18 protein-coding genes are annotated in these 18,480 nt (G+C 62.1%); 11 read left to right on the plus strand and 7 right to left on the minus strand.

Features of this window, described 5'->3' with window-relative positions; genetic code table 11:
- Positions 1-233: 233 nt before the first annotated feature.
- Positions 234-458, plus strand: a complete 225-nt coding sequence (locus CR105_RS00190; protein WP_099786419.1) for a hypothetical protein — start codon at positions 234-236, stop codon at positions 456-458.
- A 66-nt stretch (positions 459-524) separates the two neighbouring features.
- Here the strand turns inward: CR105_RS00190 and CR105_RS00195 are convergent, their stop codons facing one another.
- Entirely contained in the window at positions 525-1,058 is a 534-nt protein-coding gene (locus CR105_RS00195; protein WP_099786420.1) for a hypothetical protein, read from the minus strand.
- A 117-nt stretch (positions 1,059-1,175) separates the two neighbouring features.
- On the opposite strand from CR105_RS00195, the gene CR105_RS00200 reads away from it, so the two are divergent.
- The 4 genes from CR105_RS00200 (at position 1,176) to CR105_RS00215 (ending at position 6,727) form a co-directional block, all read left to right on the plus strand.
- Positions 1,176-2,252, plus strand: a complete 1,077-nt coding sequence (locus tag CR105_RS00200; protein ID WP_099786421.1) for an ankyrin repeat domain-containing protein — start codon at positions 1,176-1,178, stop codon at positions 2,250-2,252.
- Between the two features lie 18 nt (positions 2,253-2,270).
- The gene (locus tag CR105_RS00205; protein ID WP_099786422.1) at positions 2,271-2,765 is read left to right on the plus strand and encodes a hypothetical protein; all 495 of its coding nucleotides are present in this window, start codon (positions 2,271-2,273) and stop codon (positions 2,763-2,765) included.
- 29 nt (positions 2,766-2,794) lie between these two features.
- Positions 2,795-3,190, plus strand: a complete 396-nt coding sequence (locus tag CR105_RS00210) for a hypothetical protein (RefSeq protein ID WP_099786423.1) — start codon at positions 2,795-2,797, stop codon at positions 3,188-3,190.
- Between the two features lie 114 nt (positions 3,191-3,304).
- The gene (locus CR105_RS00215; protein WP_099786424.1) at positions 3,305-6,727 is read left to right on the plus strand and encodes a TM0106 family RecB-like putative nuclease; all 3,423 of its coding nucleotides are present in this window, start codon (positions 3,305-3,307) and stop codon (positions 6,725-6,727) included.
- Here CR105_RS00215 and CR105_RS00220 read toward each other — a convergent pair.
- The 3 genes from CR105_RS00220 to CR105_RS00230 form a co-directional block, all read right to left on the minus strand.
- Positions 6,714-7,325, minus strand: coding sequence for a hypothetical protein (locus CR105_RS00220; RefSeq protein WP_131021617.1), 612 nt, complete (start codon positions 7,323-7,325; stop codon positions 6,714-6,716). The two genes, CR105_RS00215 and CR105_RS00220, sit on opposite strands and share 14 nt — an antisense overlap.
- A 105-nt stretch (positions 7,326-7,430) precedes the next feature.
- Positions 7,431-7,934: a tetratricopeptide repeat protein gene (locus CR105_RS00225; protein WP_180288043.1), complete on the minus strand. Its 504-nt coding sequence runs from the start codon at positions 7,932-7,934 to the stop codon at positions 7,431-7,433.
- On the minus strand, positions 7,921-8,166 hold the full coding sequence (locus CR105_RS00230; RefSeq protein WP_099786427.1) for a hypothetical protein: 246 nt from the start codon (positions 8,164-8,166) through the stop codon (positions 7,921-7,923). Before CR105_RS00230 ends, CR105_RS00225 begins: the two co-directional genes overlap by 14 nt.
- Positions 8,167-8,290: 124 nt before the next feature.
- Here CR105_RS00230 and CR105_RS00235 point away from each other — a divergent pair, with 124 nt between their 5' ends.
- The 3 genes from CR105_RS00235 to CR105_RS00245 all read left to right on the plus strand — a co-directional run bounded on the left by CR105_RS00235 (position 8,291) and on the right by CR105_RS00245 (position 12,470).
- The gene (locus tag CR105_RS00235) at positions 8,291-9,307 is read left to right on the plus strand and encodes a helix-turn-helix transcriptional regulator (protein WP_099786428.1); all 1,017 of its coding nucleotides are present in this window, start codon (positions 8,291-8,293) and stop codon (positions 9,305-9,307) included.
- 76 nt (positions 9,308-9,383) lie between these two features.
- A complete protein-coding gene (locus CR105_RS00240; RefSeq protein ID WP_131021618.1) occupies positions 9,384-10,253 on the plus strand; it encodes a hypothetical protein in 870 nt (289 codons plus the stop codon).
- 51 nt (positions 10,254-10,304) lie between these two features.
- A complete protein-coding gene (locus CR105_RS00245; protein ID WP_180288044.1) occupies positions 10,305-12,470 on the plus strand; it encodes an AAA family ATPase in 2,166 nt (721 codons plus the stop codon).
- On the opposite strand, the gene CR105_RS00250 is transcribed toward CR105_RS00245, so the two are convergent.
- The 3 genes from CR105_RS00250 to CR105_RS00260 form a co-directional block, all read right to left on the minus strand.
- Positions 12,465-13,985, minus strand: coding sequence for a L,D-transpeptidase family protein (locus CR105_RS00250; protein ID WP_099786431.1), 1,521 nt, complete (start codon positions 13,983-13,985; stop codon positions 12,465-12,467). The two genes, CR105_RS00245 and CR105_RS00250, sit on opposite strands and share 6 nt — an antisense overlap.
- 339 nt (positions 13,986-14,324) lie before the next feature.
- Positions 14,325-14,807 (minus strand): T6SS effector amidase Tae4 family protein, encoded by a 483-nt coding sequence (locus tag CR105_RS00255; RefSeq protein ID WP_099786432.1) that lies wholly within the window; start codon positions 14,805-14,807, stop codon positions 14,325-14,327.
- Positions 14,808-14,814: 7 nt separating this feature from the next.
- Positions 14,815-15,201 carry a Rap1a/Tai family immunity protein gene (locus tag CR105_RS00260; RefSeq protein ID WP_131021619.1) on the minus strand — a complete coding sequence of 129 codons (387 nt, stop codon included), beginning with the start codon at positions 15,199-15,201 and terminating at the stop codon, positions 14,815-14,817.
- Between the two features lie 867 nt (positions 15,202-16,068).
- Here CR105_RS00260 and CR105_RS00265 point away from each other — a divergent pair.
- The 3 genes from CR105_RS00265 (at position 16,069) to CR105_RS00275 (ending at position 18,480) form a co-directional block, all read left to right on the plus strand.
- A complete protein-coding gene (locus CR105_RS00265; protein WP_099786434.1) occupies positions 16,069-17,358 on the plus strand; it encodes an ATP-dependent nuclease in 1,290 nt (429 codons plus the stop codon).
- The gene (locus CR105_RS27655) at positions 17,322-17,834 is read left to right on the plus strand and encodes a hypothetical protein (protein WP_131021620.1); all 513 of its coding nucleotides are present in this window, start codon (positions 17,322-17,324) and stop codon (positions 17,832-17,834) included. The genes CR105_RS00265 and CR105_RS27655 overlap by 37 nt, the downstream gene beginning before the upstream one ends.
- A 421-nt stretch (positions 17,835-18,255) precedes the next feature.
- Positions 18,256-18,480, plus strand: a complete 225-nt coding sequence (locus tag CR105_RS00275) for a hypothetical protein (RefSeq protein WP_218968639.1) — start codon at positions 18,256-18,258, stop codon at positions 18,478-18,480.

Genomic DNA, 18,480 nt, shown 5'->3' on the forward strand with positions numbered 1-18,480 from the left:
AGCTCAATCCAATGCTGTCGAGCAAACCTGTGCTGTCGCCACCTCAACGGCATATGTTCTCTGGCATGTAAGCAAATTCACCGCCGTGTAAGGGGTTGTAAGACTTCAATTGTGCGTAGGGCAAGCGCAATTAAAGTGGCGCCTGTTCGCTTTTCTAATTTCGCCGAAAAGTGGAATAGCCCGCTCACACGCAACTGTTGAGCTAACTTATGACCAATTGCCCGGAGTAGTCGATGGACGGAAAAGAGTTTGTTGTTCTTGCTGAGCGCGACGCGATCCTTATTGCGGCTGTCCGGAATGCGTTACGCGCCATGGAGCTGACCAATGGAAACATCGTCAGGATGGAAGGCGTGCGCGGAATATTGCACTTCGAATCCGAGATTCAAAAGCTCAAGATGGCCCTGCACTTGTTGGGGGTGACCGCCACGGACCATGCGGATGCCTTGATTAGAGGATAGGCGCAAGACTGCGCGCCGCATAGTCGCCACTACATGCCGTCCGGCCCTGCCCGACGGCATTGCCTCTTAAATCGGCGCGGTCGCCTGCAGGTGAACTAGGGGAATGCCCGCCTGTTCATGCCTGATCCAGATGTTTTGCCATGGGTAGACTTCATGGCCTTCAGGCATCCTGTCTTCATAGCCGCGGAGCGCCTGGTTTTCTTCCTGCGCTATGTAAGTGCGCCTCGCTGTGGACAGCAAGATCTCGTGCACCTTCGGCACCAGCGCGTCCATGTCGCCATTTGCCGCCTTGCACTGGCGATCAATCAGTTCCCGCATGATGCAGGCGACCGGCACTGCATGCTCCTTGACGAGCCGTTCTTTCCTCGCCTTCGCCGCCAGCGCTTTCGGTGTGTACTGGGCTGGCGCAATGCGTCGTTCAACTTCCAGCCGGTCATGATATTCCCGAATCAGCCGGTTGATGACGAGGTGGCAATCATTGCGGGTGCCGTACTTGTGATTGTCCGGCACGCCCCGTTCCCACAGCAAAATCGCATTGACGATCTGGCAGGCGATGCCATTGAGCGTCAGCCCGCGGCGGCTTTTTAGTTGTGGGACCATATTACGTTTTCCTGGCGAACAAAACATAGGGAAGAGTATTTCCTGACGCCAATATATACTATGGTTAGCGGCCGTCGCCAGGCTTTTCACTTTCACCTTTTACCCCTGAACCGAACCATGGACAACCTGCTGTGGCATCTTCCGCTCCAACGATGCACTACCCTGGACGAGATCCGCCAGCAATGGCAGGGGCTGCTCGAACAGCACCACATGACGCCGATGCACAACATGCCCCGCTATCAGGACGCCATGCTTTGCTTCCTCGCCACATCCACGCTGGCGCCGCACCTGAAGCTCGCCGCCGTGCTGGCCAACGGGTCCGCCTTCGATTTTGATTTCCGACTCGCCGTCGGACTGCTGAGCGAACACATCGACGAATTCGACACCGCATGGCCGGACGCGGTCGCCGACGCCGTCATGGCCAACGGCCCGCGCTTGCCGGTCACGACCAGCGACGCCTGGCTGGGCGCCTTCGTTGCCGGACGCATGGCAGGTCTGCGCGAAACGTTCAGCCATGATGGCACCCGCCCGGACGACTGGCGCGCCGCGTTCTGGAACAAATTCCTCGAGACGGCCTGCCGGAATGCGCAAGATGACGGCGTACGCCTGGCGTTGCGGCACGGCGCCGATCCACGCGCGGACGAGTATGCCGCGTTGCGCACGCCCGCAATGGGTGTGCACACGCGTTTCCTGCACGAGGCCGGCCACCTGACACCCGAGCGCACCGATGCCGACTACCAGCGCATCCTGCTGGCGTTGCTGGATGGCGGCCTTGACCGCGCCGAGATGCTGACTGCGGCGCTGCCGTCAGCCGCGGCGGCCGATAACACGGCCATGCTCGAGTTTCTGCTGGCCGAGGGCGCGAACATCCGCGCCGATGGCGCCGCGGCGTTGGCAGCCGCCGCCAGGGACATGGCCGTCGACGCCCTCGGCTGGTTGCTCGCGCATGGCGCAAACTTGCATGCAGACGACGACACGGCATTGATTGCCGGCGTCGCCTCGCTCGACGCGGCAACCGTCGAGATGCTGCTGGCGGCCGGCGCCGACCTGCAAGGCGCCGGCGAACTGGCCTTGCGTACTGCACGGACGTCGCGCCCGTATGACCTCTACTCGGACGAATCCGACCTGGTCGCCCAACGCGCCGAGATGGTTGCGCTTCTGCTGCGACACGGCGTGCCGCGGCCAGATGCCTGACAACTGGAGCGAAGCGCCATGACCATGGATTCTGCCGAACCGCTGCACGTTGGCGGTACGCGCTTTTCGATCGATTGCTTTCCGCTCGATGCCTACCTGGCGTCGCTGCCGTCGCGCCCATTCCTTCGTGGCTGGCCGAGCTGTTCGAACGGCTATTACGCCGAGTGGGAGATCCAGCACCGCGGGCATGACCGCGTCCTGTGCCTGGCAAGGCTCAGCGCGCAGGCGGCCGACGCTCTCGCGCTGTTTCCGCACGCCCAGCACCCGATCGACGCGACGTGGTTCAGCGGAATACTACGCGCCTCGCGCGGCCGCCGGCGCTACACCGGCTACCCGCCGCAGCCATTCTGGGACGACGAACTCTGTCTCGACATAGCAGCCGGCAAAGTCGTGCGCGAGTGGGCGCTGGACCTGCGCGCCGTGCCGGACCAGACCGACGATGAAGTGCGCCAGTCGCTGCCGAGCTTCCTGTGGCCGGCGCGGCTGCGCGAGCAAGCCGGTCCAGCGGAGTAGGCAGCCCGCCGCTTGCTCGCGATTCGCCATTGCGACACAGCCTGTCGGACGGCGCGCTACAGTGGTCGACCCACCACGAGCGCAAGGACGCGATGACCATCTTTCTGCATGCGCTGCTTTACCTCGGCGCCTGGCTGCTGACCTTTGGATTGTTCACGCTTATCGCCTGGTACGCGCGCTACGCCGTCGCCGTCATCGTTGCCTTGTTTCCCGCACTTGCCGTCTTCTGGTTCCTGTGGACCTGGCTCGTCGCGCTGCCGATGGCGTTGCTGTTCGACGGCTCCGCGGCCGAGAAAAGGATCGTGATCATCAGCCACTGGCTCAGTGACCGCACCGGCGACCTGCTGCTGTTTTTTCTCACCCTGCCTTTCCAGATTTTCATCCGTGTCAGCCAAATTGCCGACTGGCTGGTCGGCAGGCTGTAATGAATACTAGAGAAGGCAGGGGCCGCCTTGCGCCGAAAAATTGCCCATGAGATACTTTAACAAACCGACCGCACGGGCTACGCCTACAGCCGGACTCCCGACCAGGAAAACAACATGCAGAAAAATGGCGCCGCCATTGTGTATTCCCCGACCGACCTGACGACCTTTGTCGACAGCCCGTTTGCCAGCTGGATGGCGCGCTTTGCGCTCGAGCACCGCGACCGCGTGCCGGCGGCGGACGCGCCGGATGGCCTGATGACCTTGCTGGCCGAGCGCGGCCTGGCGCACGAGACGGCCAGGCTGGCACTGTTTCGCGCCGCCGGAAAAAGCGTCCACGTCATCCCGGCCGGCGGGTCGCGCGAGGAACGCGCCGCCGCCACCCGCGCCGCCCTGCATGCAGGCGCCGACATCATCTACCAGGCTTATCTTGAGCTGGCGCCGTTTGCCGGCGTCGCCGATTTCCTCGTCAAGGTGGCGGGCGAGTCGGCGCTGGGCGACTGGCATTACGTCGTATGGGACACCAAGCTGTCGTCCGCCGTCAAGCCGGCCTACCTGCTGCAGATGTGCTGCTACGCCGACATGCTGGCGCCGATGCAGCAGCGCCTGCCGGAGACGCTGACCGTGGCGCTCGGCAATGGCGACGACCAGCCGTTCAAGACCAGCGACTACCTGTCCTATTATCAGTGCATCAAGGCCGAGTTCCTGCAATCGCAGGCGCGCTTCGACAGCGCTGCACAGCCCGACCCGGCCGATTCCAATGCGTGGGGACGCTGGTCCGATTATGCCAACGGCCTGCTGCTCGAGCGCGACCACCTGATCCAGGTGGCGAATATCCGCAAGAGCCAGATCGGCAAGCTCAACGCCGCCGGGATCGCCACGATGCGGCAACTGGCCGCTCTGCCGCTGGGCTCGGCCATCAAGGGCATCAATCCGCCGGTGCTCGCCAGGCTGCGCGCGCAGGCCGCGATCCAGTGCTCCAGCGCCAATCTGGAGCGGCCGCGGTTCGACATATTGCGCGCCCCCGGCCAGGGACTCGAACTGCTGCCGCCGCCGTCGGCGCTGGATATCTTCTTTGATATCGAAGGCTTCCCGCTGGAAAAGGGTGGTCTCGAATACCTGTGGGGCAGCACCTATTTCGACGACGACGGCCAGCGCCGGTTCATTGATTTCTGGGCGCACGACGCCGCGCAGGAAAAGCAGTGTTTCGCCGATTTCATCGCGTGGGCCTACGCGCGCTGGCTGCGCGATCCGGCCATGCACATCTACCACTACGCCAGCTACGAAATCACCGCCTGCCGAAAGCTGATGGGCCGGCACGGCATCTGCGAAATGGAAGTCGACCAGCTGCTGCGCAACGAGGTGTTCGTCGACCTGTACAAGGTCGTCAAGGGCTGCCTGCTGCTGGGCGAGCCGCGCTATTCGATCAAGAACGTCGAGCACCTGTACCGGCCCAAGCGCAACACGGAGGTGGCCAACGGCGGCGATTCGGTCGTCGTCTACGACGCCTGGCGCAGCCAGTTCGCGCTCGACAACGCCGGCCGCACGCCGCCGCCGGACGCGTGGAAACAGGACAAGAGCCTGTCCGACATCCGCGACTACAACAAGGACGATTGCGACTCGACCCAGGAGCTGGTCGACTGGCTGCGCGAACAGCAGCAGGCCAACGGCATCGCTTACGAGCCGACCGCCGCACATGAGGAAGACGCCGCGCCGAAAGCGCACATCGAGCCGCCGCCGCTGCACGCCGACCTGCTGGCGATGGCCGCGCGCGAACGCGATGCCGGCGCTGCCGGCGTACCGCTGGCGGAAACCCTGGCCTGGCTGCTCGAATTTCACCGGCGCGAAAACAAGCCGATGTTCTGGCGCCTGTTCGACCGGCTGGGCAACACCGAGAGCGAACTGTTCGACGACCTCGACTGCATCGCCGGCTGCCGGCGCACCGACCGCGCGCCGTTCAAGTCCAAGCCGGGCGAGCGCAACTTCACCTACGAATACCGTTTCGATCCGAACCAGGAGTGCAAAGGGCTGTCGGGCAATTACTACGTCCTGGAGGCACCCGACGCCCAGGTCACGGTGGTGTCGATCGACTCGACCGCCGGCCAGGTGCTGCTCAAGACCAGGACCGAGCCGACGGCGCACATCACGCTCATTCCCAACGAATTCGTCAACCCCGTTCCGATTCCCGGCGCCATCGAGCGCGTGGCGCAAGCCTGGCTCGACGGCGGCGCCGGCACGTCGGCGATCGTCGACTTCCTGCAGCGCCGGGCGCCACGCATTGCCGGCATCGCGCCCGGCCAGCCGATCGTCACCGGCCGCAGCAGCGCCGAGCGCCTGGCCGGCATCATTGCAGCCGTGTCCGGGCTGCAGCAAACCTGCTTGACGATCCAGGGGCCTCCCGGCACCGGCAAGACCTACACCGCCTCGCACGTCATCGCCGAGCTGATGCGACAAGGGAAGAAGGTAGGGATCAGCAGCAACAGCCACAAGGCGATCAACAACCTGCTGATCCGCACGGCCGAGGTGTGCCGCAAGCAAGGCATCGCCGCCGCGTTCGCCTGCACGAAGCATACCGACGCCGTCCTCGACGAACTGGGCGTGGCCGTGCTCGACAATAAATCGCTGGCCGAATGGCTCCAGCCCGGCTGCGTGGCCGGCACCACCGCGTGGGGATTTTGCCGCGCCGAGCTGGAGAAGCAGTTCGACTACCTGTTCGTCGATGAAGCCGGCCAGGTCAGCGTCGCCAACCTGGTGGGCATGAGCCATGCCGCCGACAATATCGTCCTGATCGGCGACCAGATGCAGCTGGGCCAGCCGACCCAGGGCACCCACCCCGGCGAAAGCGGCATGTCGACGCTCGATTATTTCATGGGCGAACAGGCCACCATCGCCGAAGACGCCGGCGTGTTCCTCGACACGACGTCGCGCATGCACCCGGCCGTGAACCGCTTCATTTCCGACGCCATCTACGAGGGCCGCCTGCGCGCCGCCGACGGCAACGAACGCCAGGTGGTGCGCGTGCCCGACGGCTATGCCGGCGCCCTGGACCGCGAGGCCGGCATCGTCATCGTGCCGGTGCGCCACGATGGCAACAGCCAGGCCAGCGACGAAGAAGCAGACGCAATCGCCGCGCTCGCCGCCGAACTGCTGACGCGCACACTGGTCGACAAGCACGGCAACGAGCGCCAGGTGGGCTGGGACGACATGCTGTTCGTCGCGCCGTACAATTTTCAGGTCAACAAGCTGAGGTCACGGCTCGCGCTGCTGGCCGGCGGCGACGCCGCCAAGGTCGGCACGGTGGACCGCTTCCAGGGCCAGGAAGCGGCGATCGTGTTCGTGTCGATGTGCAGCAGCGACGCCAACGACTCGCCGCGCGGCATGGAGTTCCTGTTCGACGAGCATCGCCTGAATGTTGCCGTATCGCGCGCGCAAAGCCTGGCGGTGGTGGTGATGCATCCGGGGCTGGTGACGACCAGGGTCAGCACCCCGGAGCAGATGCGCAAGGTGAACTTGCTGTCGCGCCTGTTCACATACCGGTAGGCGAGGCGGACGGGATTTTTGAGCGTTTGCCGCGACGGTTCTTGGGTTCCTTGATCGATCTCACCGGCGTGCCGAATGCAAGCGAAAAACCTTCTTCGGCAAGTCGGCGCAAGGGCTCGGAAGATCCTTCCATTGGGAAAACGACAACGGTCCACTTGCCCGTGGTGTACGGCACGCTTGTAATGTCGATGCCGCCATCGCCGACTCCTTCCGCGATCTTGATGAATCCGCCCCACGGCTTCTTGCTCGGTATGGCATCGCACATCGCCATGTAGGCGGTGTTCGTGAGGTGGCTCATGATGCGATCGCCGACGTTCGACGAGTGGCCGCGGTAGATCGCCTTGACATCGCTGTCGCGGACAGCGAAGGTGCAAACGTCGCGGCCAGGAATATCGCAAGTGGTCATGATGACGTACAGGCCCGGGCCGCGCGGCAGCAGGCGGATGCGCGCCAAAACGTCGTCGGCGCTGCAGCCTGGTGAGGCAATTTCGATGGCGACAACGCCATTGCCGCCCGGTGCGGGACCGCTGGCGCCGACCGGCGGCACGACGGCCGCCCGAAAATACTCCTTGAACCTATTCTCGATTTCGTTGGCCATTGCTTCTTGCCGTTCGATGAATTCGCCCAGAAGATCTTTCACGCTCGTTCCTTTTTTCGTTTGTTCAAAAAGCCATATTAACTGACAAGTTGCCGTGTGGAAAGGTCAATTGTTCAGGGAGGCGGCTATGGCATCGACCCACGCTTGCGCTTCGCCGTTGCCCTGCTGCGCCGACGCGCAATACAGCGCCAGCGCCCTCGCGTGATCCTGCCCGACGCCGCGGCCGTGCAAGTACATTGCCGCCAGGTTGCATTGCGCTTCCGCGTTGCCCTGTGCGGCCGCCAGCCGGTACCACTCGGCCGCGCGCACCAGGTGGCCGGCGCCCGGCTCGCCATGCTCGACCATGACGCCAAGGTTGTTCTGCGCCGATGCGTTGCCCTGCAGCGCGGCGCAATAGAACCAGCGCGCGGCCCGCGTGGCATCCTGCTCGACCCCGCGGCCCAGGTCATACATCACGCCCAGATTGAATTGCGCCATGTCGTTGCCGCGCGCCGCCGCCAGGCGGTAGCAGCGCAAGGCTTCGGCCAGGTCGAACTGGCCCGCATCAGGGTCGTCGTGCAGCGCGCCCAGGTTAAACAGTGCCGCCGATTCGCCATCACTCATCGGCATTGCCCTTCGCCGCATCGGCGGCATTCCAGTCGTCCTGCTGCACCCACACCTCGCCAAGATCGACCGCCTGGCTTCCGCAGTGCGCCTCGGCGCTGTTGCCGTACGGGCCGCCGAACCAGATGTGGATTGAATAGCCGGGCGGCTCGCAGCCCTCGTCGAAATGCGCCGCGGTGACTGGCGCCACCAGCGCGCGCACGCGCTCGACCTGCTCGGGTGAAATCGTGATCAGCATGGGTTCCTCCTGTTTTGTACAGGCTTCCATCATGGGGACCAATGCGACAAACCACGTCGCAAATGCCCCGGGCATGCCGGATGTTTGCTACATTGTCGCTTGGCAACCAAATCGGACACAGCGCATGGCGACGAATCAGCACACCCTCCTTTGGCAATGGCACATGCTGCACATGATTCCGCGCGCGCCGCGAAAAATCACGGTGCAGGACATCCGCGACCGCCTGGCGATCGAAGAATTCATCGTCACCGGGCGCACCGTGCAGCGCGACCTGCAGGAGCTGCTGCAGGTGTTCCCGCTGGTGGTCGACGACCGCGACAAGCCGTTCGGCTGGAGCTGGCACCATGACTCGCCCAACTTCGACCTGCCCGGCCTGTCGGTGCCGGAGGCGCTCACCTTCACGCTGGTCGAACAGCACCTGGCCAATGCGCTGCCGCCTGCCACGCTGGACGCCCTGCAGCCGTATTTCAAGTCGGCCGGGCAGGCGCTGCGCGCCATCGAGACCGATGCGCAAACCAACACGTGGCTCGACAAGGTGCGCACCATCAGCCCGATGCAGCCGCTGATTGCGCCGCAAGTGGACCAGCAATGCCAGCGCGTGGTGTACGACGCGCTGATGCGCGACCGGCAGCTCAGGCTGGCCTACAAGAAGCGCGACGCCGCCACTGCCGTCGTCTACGAAGCGGTCCACCCGCTGGCGGTGATCCAGCGCGGCCCGCTGATCTACCTGGTCTGCCTGTTCGCCGACTACGACGACGTGCGCACGCTCGCCATGCACCGCGTGCAATCGGCCGAGATGCTGTACCTGGCCAGCCGCAAGCAGGCCGGCTTCTCGATCGATGCCTACATCGAGTCGGGTAACCTGGGCGTGCGCAGCGGCGATCCGGTGGAGCTCAAGGCAGTGTTCTCGCGGCGCGCGGGCGAGCACCTTCAGGAGACGGCGTTGTCGAGGAACCAGCGGCTGGTGGAGCTTGACGACGGCCGGCTCGAGCTGACCGCCACGGTGCCCAATACCAGGGAACTGCAGTGGTGGCTGCTGGGGATGGGGGACGGCGTCGAGGTGCTGGCGCCGGCATCACTGCGCGCGCAGATCAGGGAGATGGTCGGCAAGATGTCGCATATCTATAGCGCCGACGACTGACGCAGGCCCCTGCGACGTGGATTGTCGGCTCAAGGCGTAAGGTGTGCGTCGACAGCAAGCATTCCGACGGAGCGCCATGATCAATCCAGAACTCGATGACTTCATACAGCAGGAACTAGCCCAGTCAAGCGGTTGGGCACAGCAATCGATGCCGGGCGACGCGCCGGTGCCACGACGTCTTTTTCACGCTGCCGATGCGGCCGGCGTCGAAACCGTCGTGCGCAGACGGGCCCTGCGCGCACTCGACTGGCGCCTCGGATGGGACGGGCCGCTGGTTCGCTACGGCGTGGAACTGGTCGAGACCTTCCTCCATCAGCGGGCAGACGCGACGGCCGATCCGCTGCGCGAACAATTCCGGCGCGCGACGCTGCTCAACTTCAATCCCTGCGGCAGCCACTTCGACGGCTTCGTCGCGCGCCTGTTCGAATGCGCCGAGCCGCAGTCGCTTCCCGGCTATGCCATCGGCTTTTCAGCCGCGCATGCGGGGGCCAGCATGCAGCTGCTCCCGGCCATCTACTCGCATGAACAGCAGCTCGCTATCGTGCAAATGCTGTATCAGTGTTGCGAAGATTATTTTGTCAGCGCCGTCCATCGCTTCGGCGAACAGCATCGCACCGAGCTGCTGACGCCATGCTGGGACAAATTCCGCCAATGCATCGGCACCTGCCTGATGCGCTTTCGTGCTCCGGCCGCATGCCACGAGCGCGAATGGATAGCGCTCGCCCTGGGTGCGGCCGCGCAAGCCGACGATGCGATCGGCTTCGTCGTCGTCGACAATCGCCTGGTGCCGGTCGTTGCGATCGATATCGGCGCGCTGCCGCTCGACGTCATTGCGATTGGCGCGGCGCTGCCGTTTGAATCGACGCGGGAAGCGCTGTCGGCGTTCCTGCGCCGCCAGCGGACGCATGGCGTGGCGATTGTGCGCGCATCATCCTTAGCGACATAGATTGTCGCTACCCGCGCCAATAATGCATGCATGTTCAACGACACTGCCCCTATGCCAAACCACACCTCCCGCGATGCCCGCGAGCGTGAAGACGACGCCAACCTGCACGTCCTGATTGCCGCCGTCCGAATTTCGCTCGCCGAGCAGGACAGTGTCAACGGCCAATTCCACGATGAGCTGGGACGTGCGTTGCAGCCGGCTGCCATGGCGGCGCGCGCCGATTTCGACGCCCTGCCCGCGGTGGAATACGGACCGGAATGGATCGCACTGTTCGACTCCGCCGCCGCCGGCACGGCGCATGATTTGCACCTATGGCTGAGCAAGAAGCTGTCGAGCACGCCGGCAGCGCTGGAGCCGATGTACCGCGCCGTTCTCGCATTGCTCGAAGCTGGCCGCGGCGCTGCCGGTTTCGGCATTGGCGACAACCTGCGCCAGGTGCGCGCGTTGTTCGACCTGGACGACACCGAGTACCTGCTGCTGGAACTGGCCGCCGCCTGCGCTCTGTCGGCCAGCGGATTGTCGTGCCTCGACATCGGCAGCCTGGTGCAGCGGGTCTACCGCGCGCTCGCCGCCGCGACAGGGTCCACCGCGGAGCAGGTACGGAGCGCACTCGCTCCCGGCGGACGCCTGTGCCAGGCCGGCCTGCTGCCGCCGTCGCTGGCGGACGATCGTTCGCTCGGCCAGGTGCTGCAGCTGTCCGCGTTCGGCCGGCGCCTTTTCGAGCAGCCGCGCGCCAGCGCCGAAGCGCTCCTGCTGGCGATGGTGGAACCAGTTGCCAGGCCTGCCAAAGCGCCCCTGCAATGGCCCGGCCTTGAAGAAGAGGAACGCATGGTGCATGCGATCCTGGAAACCGCGCTCGCGCAGCGCAGTGCCGGCATCCACATCCTGCTGGTAGGCGCCGCGGGCACCGGCAAGAGCGCATTTGCCCGCCACCTCGCCGGCCGGCTCGCGTGCCCGGCATACGAGGTGCCAGGCAAGGACCACGAAGGCAACAGCGCCTCGCGCATCCAACGACTGACCGCGCTGCACGCGGCAGGCCGATTGCTCGGCGCCGCGGCGCCGGCGCTGCTGGTGGTCGACGAGGCCGATGGCGTGTTCCCGGATGCAGCCGGCGGATCGCGGCGCATCACCGCGCCGGGCGCGATTGGCAGCCAGGCCTGGTTCGACCGCGCGATGCCAACCAGCGTCCACCCGACGGTATGGATCGTCGCCGAGGCAGATGGCCTCGACCTGGCCCCGTTCACGTTCTGCCTGCGCTTCGACGCACAGCACATCCAGGTGCGGCGCCAGATTGCACGGCGCCTGCTGGCGCCGGCCGGCGTTTCCGATGCGGCCATCGGCGCGGTGGCGCAGCGGCGCGACTTTTCACCGCAGCTCATTGCGCAGTGTGCGCGGGCGGTCGACCTTGCGGACGGCAAGGCCGGCGCGCACGACCGCGTGGTGATGACCCATCTGAACAGTCACGCCCGGGTCCTGCAGGTTTCCACCGGCGGCGCTTTGCCGCAGCCGGTAACGCACTTCGATACCGGCTACCTGCACCTTGAAGGCGCCTTCACCGCTGCCCAGGTAATCGATGCCATCGCGCGCAATGGCGCCGGCACGGTGCTGATGAACGGACCGCCCGGCACCGGCAAGACGCAGCTGGCGCGCCAGATCGCCGACAGCCTGGGGCGCGAGCTGCTGTACCTGACGGCGTCCGACATCAACGTGAAATGGTTTGGCGAATCGGAGCGCAACGTCGCCCGCCTGTTCAGCGAATGCGATCCGAAGTCGCAAGTGATTTTCCTCGACGAGGCCGAGACCGTGCTTGGCGCGCGCGACGCGGCGGCGCATCGCGGCACCGAAACGGTCACCGCCGAATTCCTGCGTCAGCTCGAACCGTTCGCCGGCGTCTTCCTGTGCGCGACGAATCATGCAAGTCGTCTGGATAGTGCGTTGATCCGCCGCTTTACGTTTCGGCTGGAGTTCAAGCCGCTCACCCTCGCGCAACGGGCGCGCATGCTGGGCGACCTGCTTAATGAGCCGGCGCTGTCGCAGCCATGCCGGCAAGCGCTGGAAGGGATGGACGGCTTGACGCCGGGTGACTTTGCCAATGTGCGCAAGCGCTTTGCGCTGCTCGGGTGCAACGCCGGCGCCGATGAATGGCTAGCCGAACTGGCGTCCGAGTGGCGGGCCAAGCCCGACTGCGGATCTGGGCGGCGTATAGGCTTTTTATAGCGACCGGGCGGAACGGGCCGCAAGGCTGCGCTCAAGCGCGCCGTCGAGCCGGTAGACGTCGTCCGGAAACAGCGGCCGCCCATCGACATCGATGATGGCCGTGGCGTAGAAGATCACCACCGGCATCGATGCCTTGAGTTGCACCGTGCGATTCGGGCCGGGCGCCATCGCCGTGGCGACCACCTCCGGCGTCCAGCCGGCCTGGTCGCCCAAGACGAAGTTGGCCAGCGTAACCGTATCCTCCACGCGGATGCAGCCATGGCTGAAGTCGCGCCGTGAACGGGCGAACAAGGCGCGCGCCGGCGTCGAGTGAAGATAAATGTTCATCGTATTTGGCAAGCCGAACTTGATACCGCCGAGCGCGTTCTTCGGTCCGGGCCGCTGGCGCACCCGCATCTTGCCGGCGCGTAGCGCGGCAAGTGTGGCCGCATCGACCGTCTGCGCGCCCGAGCCGGCCACTTCCATGTCGTGCTTGACCAGATAGTTCGGGTCCTTCAGCACGGCCGGCAATATTTCGCCACGCAGGATACTGGGCGGAACGTTCCAGTACGGATTGAACTCGATATAGCGCAGCGTGCCGATGAACAATGGGGTCTGCGTGCGCACCGCCTTGCCAACGATGACGCGCGTTGCCAGCACCGGCGCAGCGCCGGCCGCCTTGAACGCCCACAGCCGAAACGACGGCAGGTTGACCGCGATGAACGGCCCGCCCGACAGGTCCGGCAGCCAGCGCAGCCGTTCCATCGACAGCTCAATCTGGCGCACGCGCGCCGACAATGGCACGTTCAACGCCGCCACCGTCTGCCGGCCCAGCTTGCCGTCGGGGTCGAGACCATGCCGCTCCTGGAAGCGCTTGACCGCCTGCGCCAGTTCCGCGCTGTAGGTGCTGCCCGGCGCGACAGCCTCCGGGGCCAGGTCGCCGAGCAGCGCCAGGCGCGCCGCCAGCTCAGGCGCGCCGGCGTACGCGGCGCCGGCCTCGATCGCGCGGGGCGACGGAATCGCGGGCACGGCCGCGCTCGGCAGTGCAGCGAGCTTGCGATATTCTGCCAGCGCGGCCTTCAGCCGCTGATAGACCGCCAGGCGCGGCTCGGCCGCCTCGACCGACGCTGCCAGATTGCGATCGGCCAGCCCTTGCTGCAGCAACTTGACCGGATCGACCACGCGCGCCGCCGCAAAGTCCGAGCGCACGCGCCCGGCGTGCAAGTCGGCCAGGTAGCGCAGCAGCGCCAGCGTCAGCGCGGCGTCCTGGTCGGCGGCCTCGTCTGCCGCTACTGTACCGTGTGCGCGCATGCGCACAGCCAACGCCCGCGGATCGTAATCCTGTGCCGCCAGACCGTGTTCCTCGGCTTTGCTCAACAACGAGTACGCTTGCGCCGCATCAGTACCTGTCCAGGCCGGTGCATAGTCGCGCGCGCCGTAGAAGCGTTCGAGCCAAACGCGTTCGTCGTAAGGCGACGCGGCGGTGCGGCTGGCCTGCGCGTATTCGCTGGCCAGTGAACGAATGCGATCTGGCACCGACCCGGCCCAGGCACACTGCGCTGCCAACAGGAGTGCCGCGAGCGCGCAGCAACGGCGTAGCAAGGCGTTGCCGCCTCGGAGTACTGACGGGCGCGATCGGTATATTTCGGTCTTCATCGGCAATCGCTTTGGTCTATATCAATGCGCTGTAGTTTTCCACAAGCAACGCGGAAAAATTGTGACCTGCATCAAATTTCGACGAGGATGCCTAAATGCAATGCTTTCCCATTCAACGTGAGCGCGACGAGACCGGCTTGCCACGAGCCAATCGACCCAATCAGCCAGATGGCTCGACCACTAATGCAAGTCGGCGCGCCTGCCCATCTGAAAGCAATGTCATCGCAGCGGCCAAAACCAAATCTCCGCTGCGCCAAAATAGCAGTGATTTTTGCAAGTCAGGAAGCTATACTCGTTTGGCGAGACCACGTCGATATGCCCTTGATTGTCGCCGACACGCGTCGGATAAATGCGCCAAAACGATACGATCCCGCACCGCATCCCTATTCCCCTTTCGGCGGCAGGCGAGCCTTTGAATTTCTCTGGTGCCCCGAGCATATTCCGGCGTGCGAGAATCATCGACAGACGCGCTTGACCAGGCTCGATCAATCGACCCTTCAGCGTCCCCTTCCTGATACTCATTCGCCCTGGAATTCGGACGCCTGCACTGGCAAGCGCGATGCTGACCCGAATAGCGCAGGTGTTTTCATAATTTCCATTGGTAACCAAGTCCTCCCATCCGATCATGCGAAAAAGTGCCGCGGTATCGTGGGGAGGGCTTGTCGGATAGGCAGCGGCGACCGCCGCAAATCTAGGTTTCATTGCAGTCTCACTGATTGGGGTTGGGAGAGGTGTGACAGGGGTACTTCTTGATGAGAAATTCGAGCACCAGCGGCGCTGCGTTGCCTTTGAGGGTAGCTGCCGGCAACTTCGACAGTTCCAGGATCAGCGCGCTGTCTCGCTCGTGCGGCTTCCAACGGCCCGTGTAACACCAGAGCTTTCCTTCGGTCGCGTCGTTGATGCCGTCCAGGTATCCCTGCGCGAGCTGGTGGTACGTGTATGTGCGCCCGCTCATTTTCCCGTACTCTTCCGGCGGCCCCAAGAACTGGTCGACAAGCTGTTGGCCTGTCATGCGGGGCGCAACTTTGGCAGGTTGCGCAGCACACATTGGACTAAGCAGACTCAGGAAAAACAGTATGCAAACGGTCGATTTCATTCGGCTCTCCGGTCGGCCTGACTCAGCATCATGCTGCTGTCGGGAAACCCCAACTTGAGCTGACGCAATGACCGACGTGAGCTGGCCCGCCGCTATTTTTGCGCCGGCGACAATGCGTTCGTCTCCAGCGTCGCCGTACGCCAATAGGCCAATAACGACGGCAAGGCCGTGCGATCGGGCATCGCCACCACCGAAGTAAGGAAAATCCTGGCGCGTGACAAAGATTGATTTACAAATGCGAGGGCAGAGTATCCCGGTGAGCGCCGGGGGGGCGCCGGGGGGCGCCGGCCCCTCAGCCCAATCCAGCTGATCGAGATGGCCGCCGAGCAGCCTTGATATTGGCTCGCAAATGCCCAGCTTTCTGCGACTACTGCGTCTTCGGCGTACTTCTTATTTAGCTGCGCAAGCTCTCTGTCAGTTCCTTTGCGCGACCGCCTTATTGCATCCTCTAAACCCGTTCACATGCCGCCTATAAGGACCCGGATTTCGCCTCAAAATGATTCCAGCTCTCTCGCTTGATGATGATTTCAGCAACGTCCTTGGGCAGCGCCGCCCCTGCGAAAAGGTAGCATCAGAACCAGGAAACCGCTGCCGAACGCAGTGCGTATAAACCTGACTTTAGGCTGTACACTCGAAGGGCCGGCCCCATGCGTGGCATTGGGCGCTAGTCACTTTCAATGAAATCAAAAAAGCGAGCGCCCTACCGTCCTCAAGCGCGGTACCTGACTAATCCTGCTTTGCGTCATAAAAAAAGCCCCGTCAATGCGCCTTCTTTATTAGAATGCTACTCCACTGCGCATAAATGCTGGCTACGCCCGCTTTAAGCACTATCTCCGAAGCTCTGGAATATAGCCCTTGAGGATTTCAATGTACATTAGTCGAGTGAAGATTAAAAACTTCCGATCATTGGTAGAGGTGAATGTGAAGCTGGGTAACTATGTTGCGCTTGTAGGCCTAAACGACTCCGGGAAAAGTAACTTCCTCCGGGCCCTAAATGTATTTTTTACTGGGCAGACGGATCCAGGTGAACCATTAAACTTTGGCATGGACTTTAGTCAGTTGGCAAAAGTGGTAAGCCGCAAAGCAAAAGAAATAATAATCGAGATAGAACTGGAGCCACCCAGTCATTACATGGACAGCGGCACCATAATCTGGAAGAAAGTTTATCGAGAGGATTCGCGCGAGCCATTTATCGACCAGATCGTCCGAAAGGATCGCCAACAGTTCTCGAGGAACTCGCGAATAGATTATTGGGCTCGTCACATAGCATTCGAATATGTTCCGGCAATACGAGGGAAACATTTCTTTGTTGTGCTGAAACGACGACTTTACAACACGCTTGCCGAAACTGTAAGCGGGAAACTAAATAGCGCATCGAAAGGGTTTTTGGCGGGTTTACGTGCGGAGGTGAAGAGTATTGAGTCCGAGTCGCATCGTTTGTTGCAGCTTAGGACCGAGTTTTCGTTGCCAAGCGATCTCGGCTCGCTCTTCGAAGTATTGGATTTTCAGGCGTCCGATAGTCATACAAGCACGCCTTTACAATTCCGCGGGGATGGAATCCAGGGTAGGCACATCCCTGTGATACTGAAATTCCTGGCGGATCAGCGAAAAAAGAATTCTGTCCGGGGAAAAACGACCCCTGAGACGATCTGGGCGTTTGAAGAACCCGAGAACAATTTGGAGCTACTAAAGCAAATCGAGGTCGCAGATGAATTTGCTACATATAGCAAATCTATACAAATACTAGTAAGTACTCATTCGCCGGCGTTTTACGCCGAGGCAAAACGTGACGAGAATATACTCATCGCGACCCGAGCTGACGGGCAGACAAGCCTAAAATCGGAAAGCTCATCCATTATCGTTGACGCTCAACTTGGACTAATGCCTTTCGTTGAACCGTATTTAAAGCAAGCAGTTGATGAACGCGACAAATTTATGGCACAACTGGCCTCGGTGGAGGCGTCCACGCTTTTGACAGGTAGACCGGCGCTTTATGTGGAGGGCGCTACGGATAAAATTATCATCCGCGCCGCGCTTGCCGTACAGTGGCCGGATTTGGATCTCGAGATTATCACAAAAGATGGCTTGAACGCCGGTGCTAACTGGTCGTGGGATGCTGCGTGGCGCGCGCCGCCCTTACAGACTTCAAAGGCGTAACCGTAGCGCTTTTCGACGATGACGAAGCTGGACAGCAGGCGAAATTATCCGTGGTTAAGTCCTTAGAAGCGATTGGAAAAGAAGGCAAAGTGAAGTGTCTGATCGTCGGAAAAAAGAACGTCGCCGGCGACGAAATTCGAAAAATCAAAACCTCTGGCTTAGTTATCCCTTTCGGAATTGAAGAGGCTTGCGGTACGGAAGCATGGATCCATGCGAAAACAAAAAATTGGATTGAAGAAAGGGGAGGTGAACTATTAACGCTAAACTCCCATAGAATGGACAAAACACAATCTTTGATCGACCTTATCGAGGAAAAGATCACAAACGTCGATATCCGCATGATGGTGCTAAATAAAATAGCCGACTTTAATAAGGGCGCATTTGCGAAACATGTTTCCCGTCAGATCAGTATATCCCAGCAGGTCCCCGCGGCACTGGGAGCCCTCGTTGATGAAATTGCCGTTTGCTTCAGGTAGCAAGCGCTTACCTCAAGCTGCACCCTTGACTTGATCTTCCACTCGAGCCCGACCGCTAGACAATCGGGTTTTCACTGCGGCATCAGCTCTCTGATCATTTTTTTTGTGGCGCACTGCCGGGTGTCATTGATGTCGGGTGTCATTGATCGAACCCGAACGCCGCTTTGCCACATGTCGGCGCTGCGCCAGCGTTTAGGTGAAATCGCGTGGAAAACACAATCGCTTTGCACGCGGGCGAGCCCGGATCTACCTAGTGAACTATGGTTCCCACCCGCACACATGGCGTGCGCCGTTGAAGAACATAGTGAGGATTCACCGAGCGCATCCATCAGCGTGTTTGCCTTTGAGCAAAATAAGATGTTGACTTTGCGCCCTACATATTTAAAATGTAGCTTCTATTTTTGGTTTGTGTGCGGAGATCATGATGGCGGATAAGCGCGAGCGATTTGTAGCCCTGGCTGAAAAAAGAGTGTCTAGGGCAATTCACGAACTCCGACTCATCGGGAATTTGTCAAATACGCATAACTACACGTATACGCACGATGACGCCCACCGCATCGTCACTGCGTTGGAACAGGAAATAAAACTTCTCAAGGGGCGCTTTGCCGCTGGCGTGCTGAAGAATCAACCGAAGTTCAAGCTGTGA

Source organism: Massilia eurypsychrophila (assembly GCF_002760655.1).
Lineage (GTDB): Bacteria > Pseudomonadota > Gammaproteobacteria > Burkholderiales > Burkholderiaceae_D > JAFCUW01.

What these genes read in the sequence shown, in the direction of transcription:
- CR105_RS00245 (WP_180288044.1), top strand. Translation starts at nt 10,305, where the DNA reads ATGCCAAACCACACCTCCCGCGATGCCCGCGAGCGTGAAGACGACGCC.
- CR105_RS00225 (WP_180288043.1), bottom strand. Translation starts at nt 7,934, where the DNA reads ATGCCGATGAGTGATGGCGAATCGGCGGCACTGTTTAACCTGGGCGCG.
- CR105_RS00260 (WP_131021619.1), bottom strand. Translation starts at nt 15,201, where the DNA reads ATGAAATCGACCGTTTGCATACTGTTTTTCCTGAGTCTGCTTAGTCCA.
- CR105_RS00195 (WP_099786420.1), bottom strand. Translation starts at nt 1,058, where the DNA reads ATGGTCCCACAACTAAAAAGCCGCCGCGGGCTGACGCTCAATGGCATC.
- CR105_RS00190 (WP_099786419.1), top strand. Translation starts at nt 234, where the DNA reads ATGGACGGAAAAGAGTTTGTTGTTCTTGCTGAGCGCGACGCGATCCTT.
- CR105_RS00265 (WP_099786434.1), top strand. Translation starts at nt 16,069, where the DNA reads ATGTACATTAGTCGAGTGAAGATTAAAAACTTCCGATCATTGGTAGAG.
- CR105_RS00205 (WP_099786422.1), top strand. Translation starts at nt 2,271, where the DNA reads ATGACCATGGATTCTGCCGAACCGCTGCACGTTGGCGGTACGCGCTTT.
- CR105_RS00200 (WP_099786421.1), top strand. Translation starts at nt 1,176, where the DNA reads ATGGACAACCTGCTGTGGCATCTTCCGCTCCAACGATGCACTACCCTG.
- CR105_RS00215 (WP_099786424.1), top strand. Translation starts at nt 3,305, where the DNA reads ATGCAGAAAAATGGCGCCGCCATTGTGTATTCCCCGACCGACCTGACG.
- CR105_RS00240 (WP_131021618.1), top strand. Translation starts at nt 9,384, where the DNA reads ATGATCAATCCAGAACTCGATGACTTCATACAGCAGGAACTAGCCCAG.
- CR105_RS00230 (WP_099786427.1), bottom strand. Translation starts at nt 8,166, where the DNA reads ATGCTGATCACGATTTCACCCGAGCAGGTCGAGCGCGTGCGCGCGCTG.
- CR105_RS00255 (WP_099786432.1), bottom strand. Translation starts at nt 14,807, where the DNA reads ATGAAACCTAGATTTGCGGCGGTCGCCGCTGCCTATCCGACAAGCCCT.
- CR105_RS00235 (WP_099786428.1), top strand. Translation starts at nt 8,291, where the DNA reads ATGGCGACGAATCAGCACACCCTCCTTTGGCAATGGCACATGCTGCAC.
- CR105_RS00220 (WP_131021617.1), bottom strand. Translation starts at nt 7,325, where the DNA reads ATGGCCAACGAAATCGAGAATAGGTTCAAGGAGTATTTTCGGGCGGCC.
- CR105_RS00275 (WP_218968639.1), top strand. Translation starts at nt 18,256, where the DNA reads ATGATGGCGGATAAGCGCGAGCGATTTGTAGCCCTGGCTGAAAAAAGA.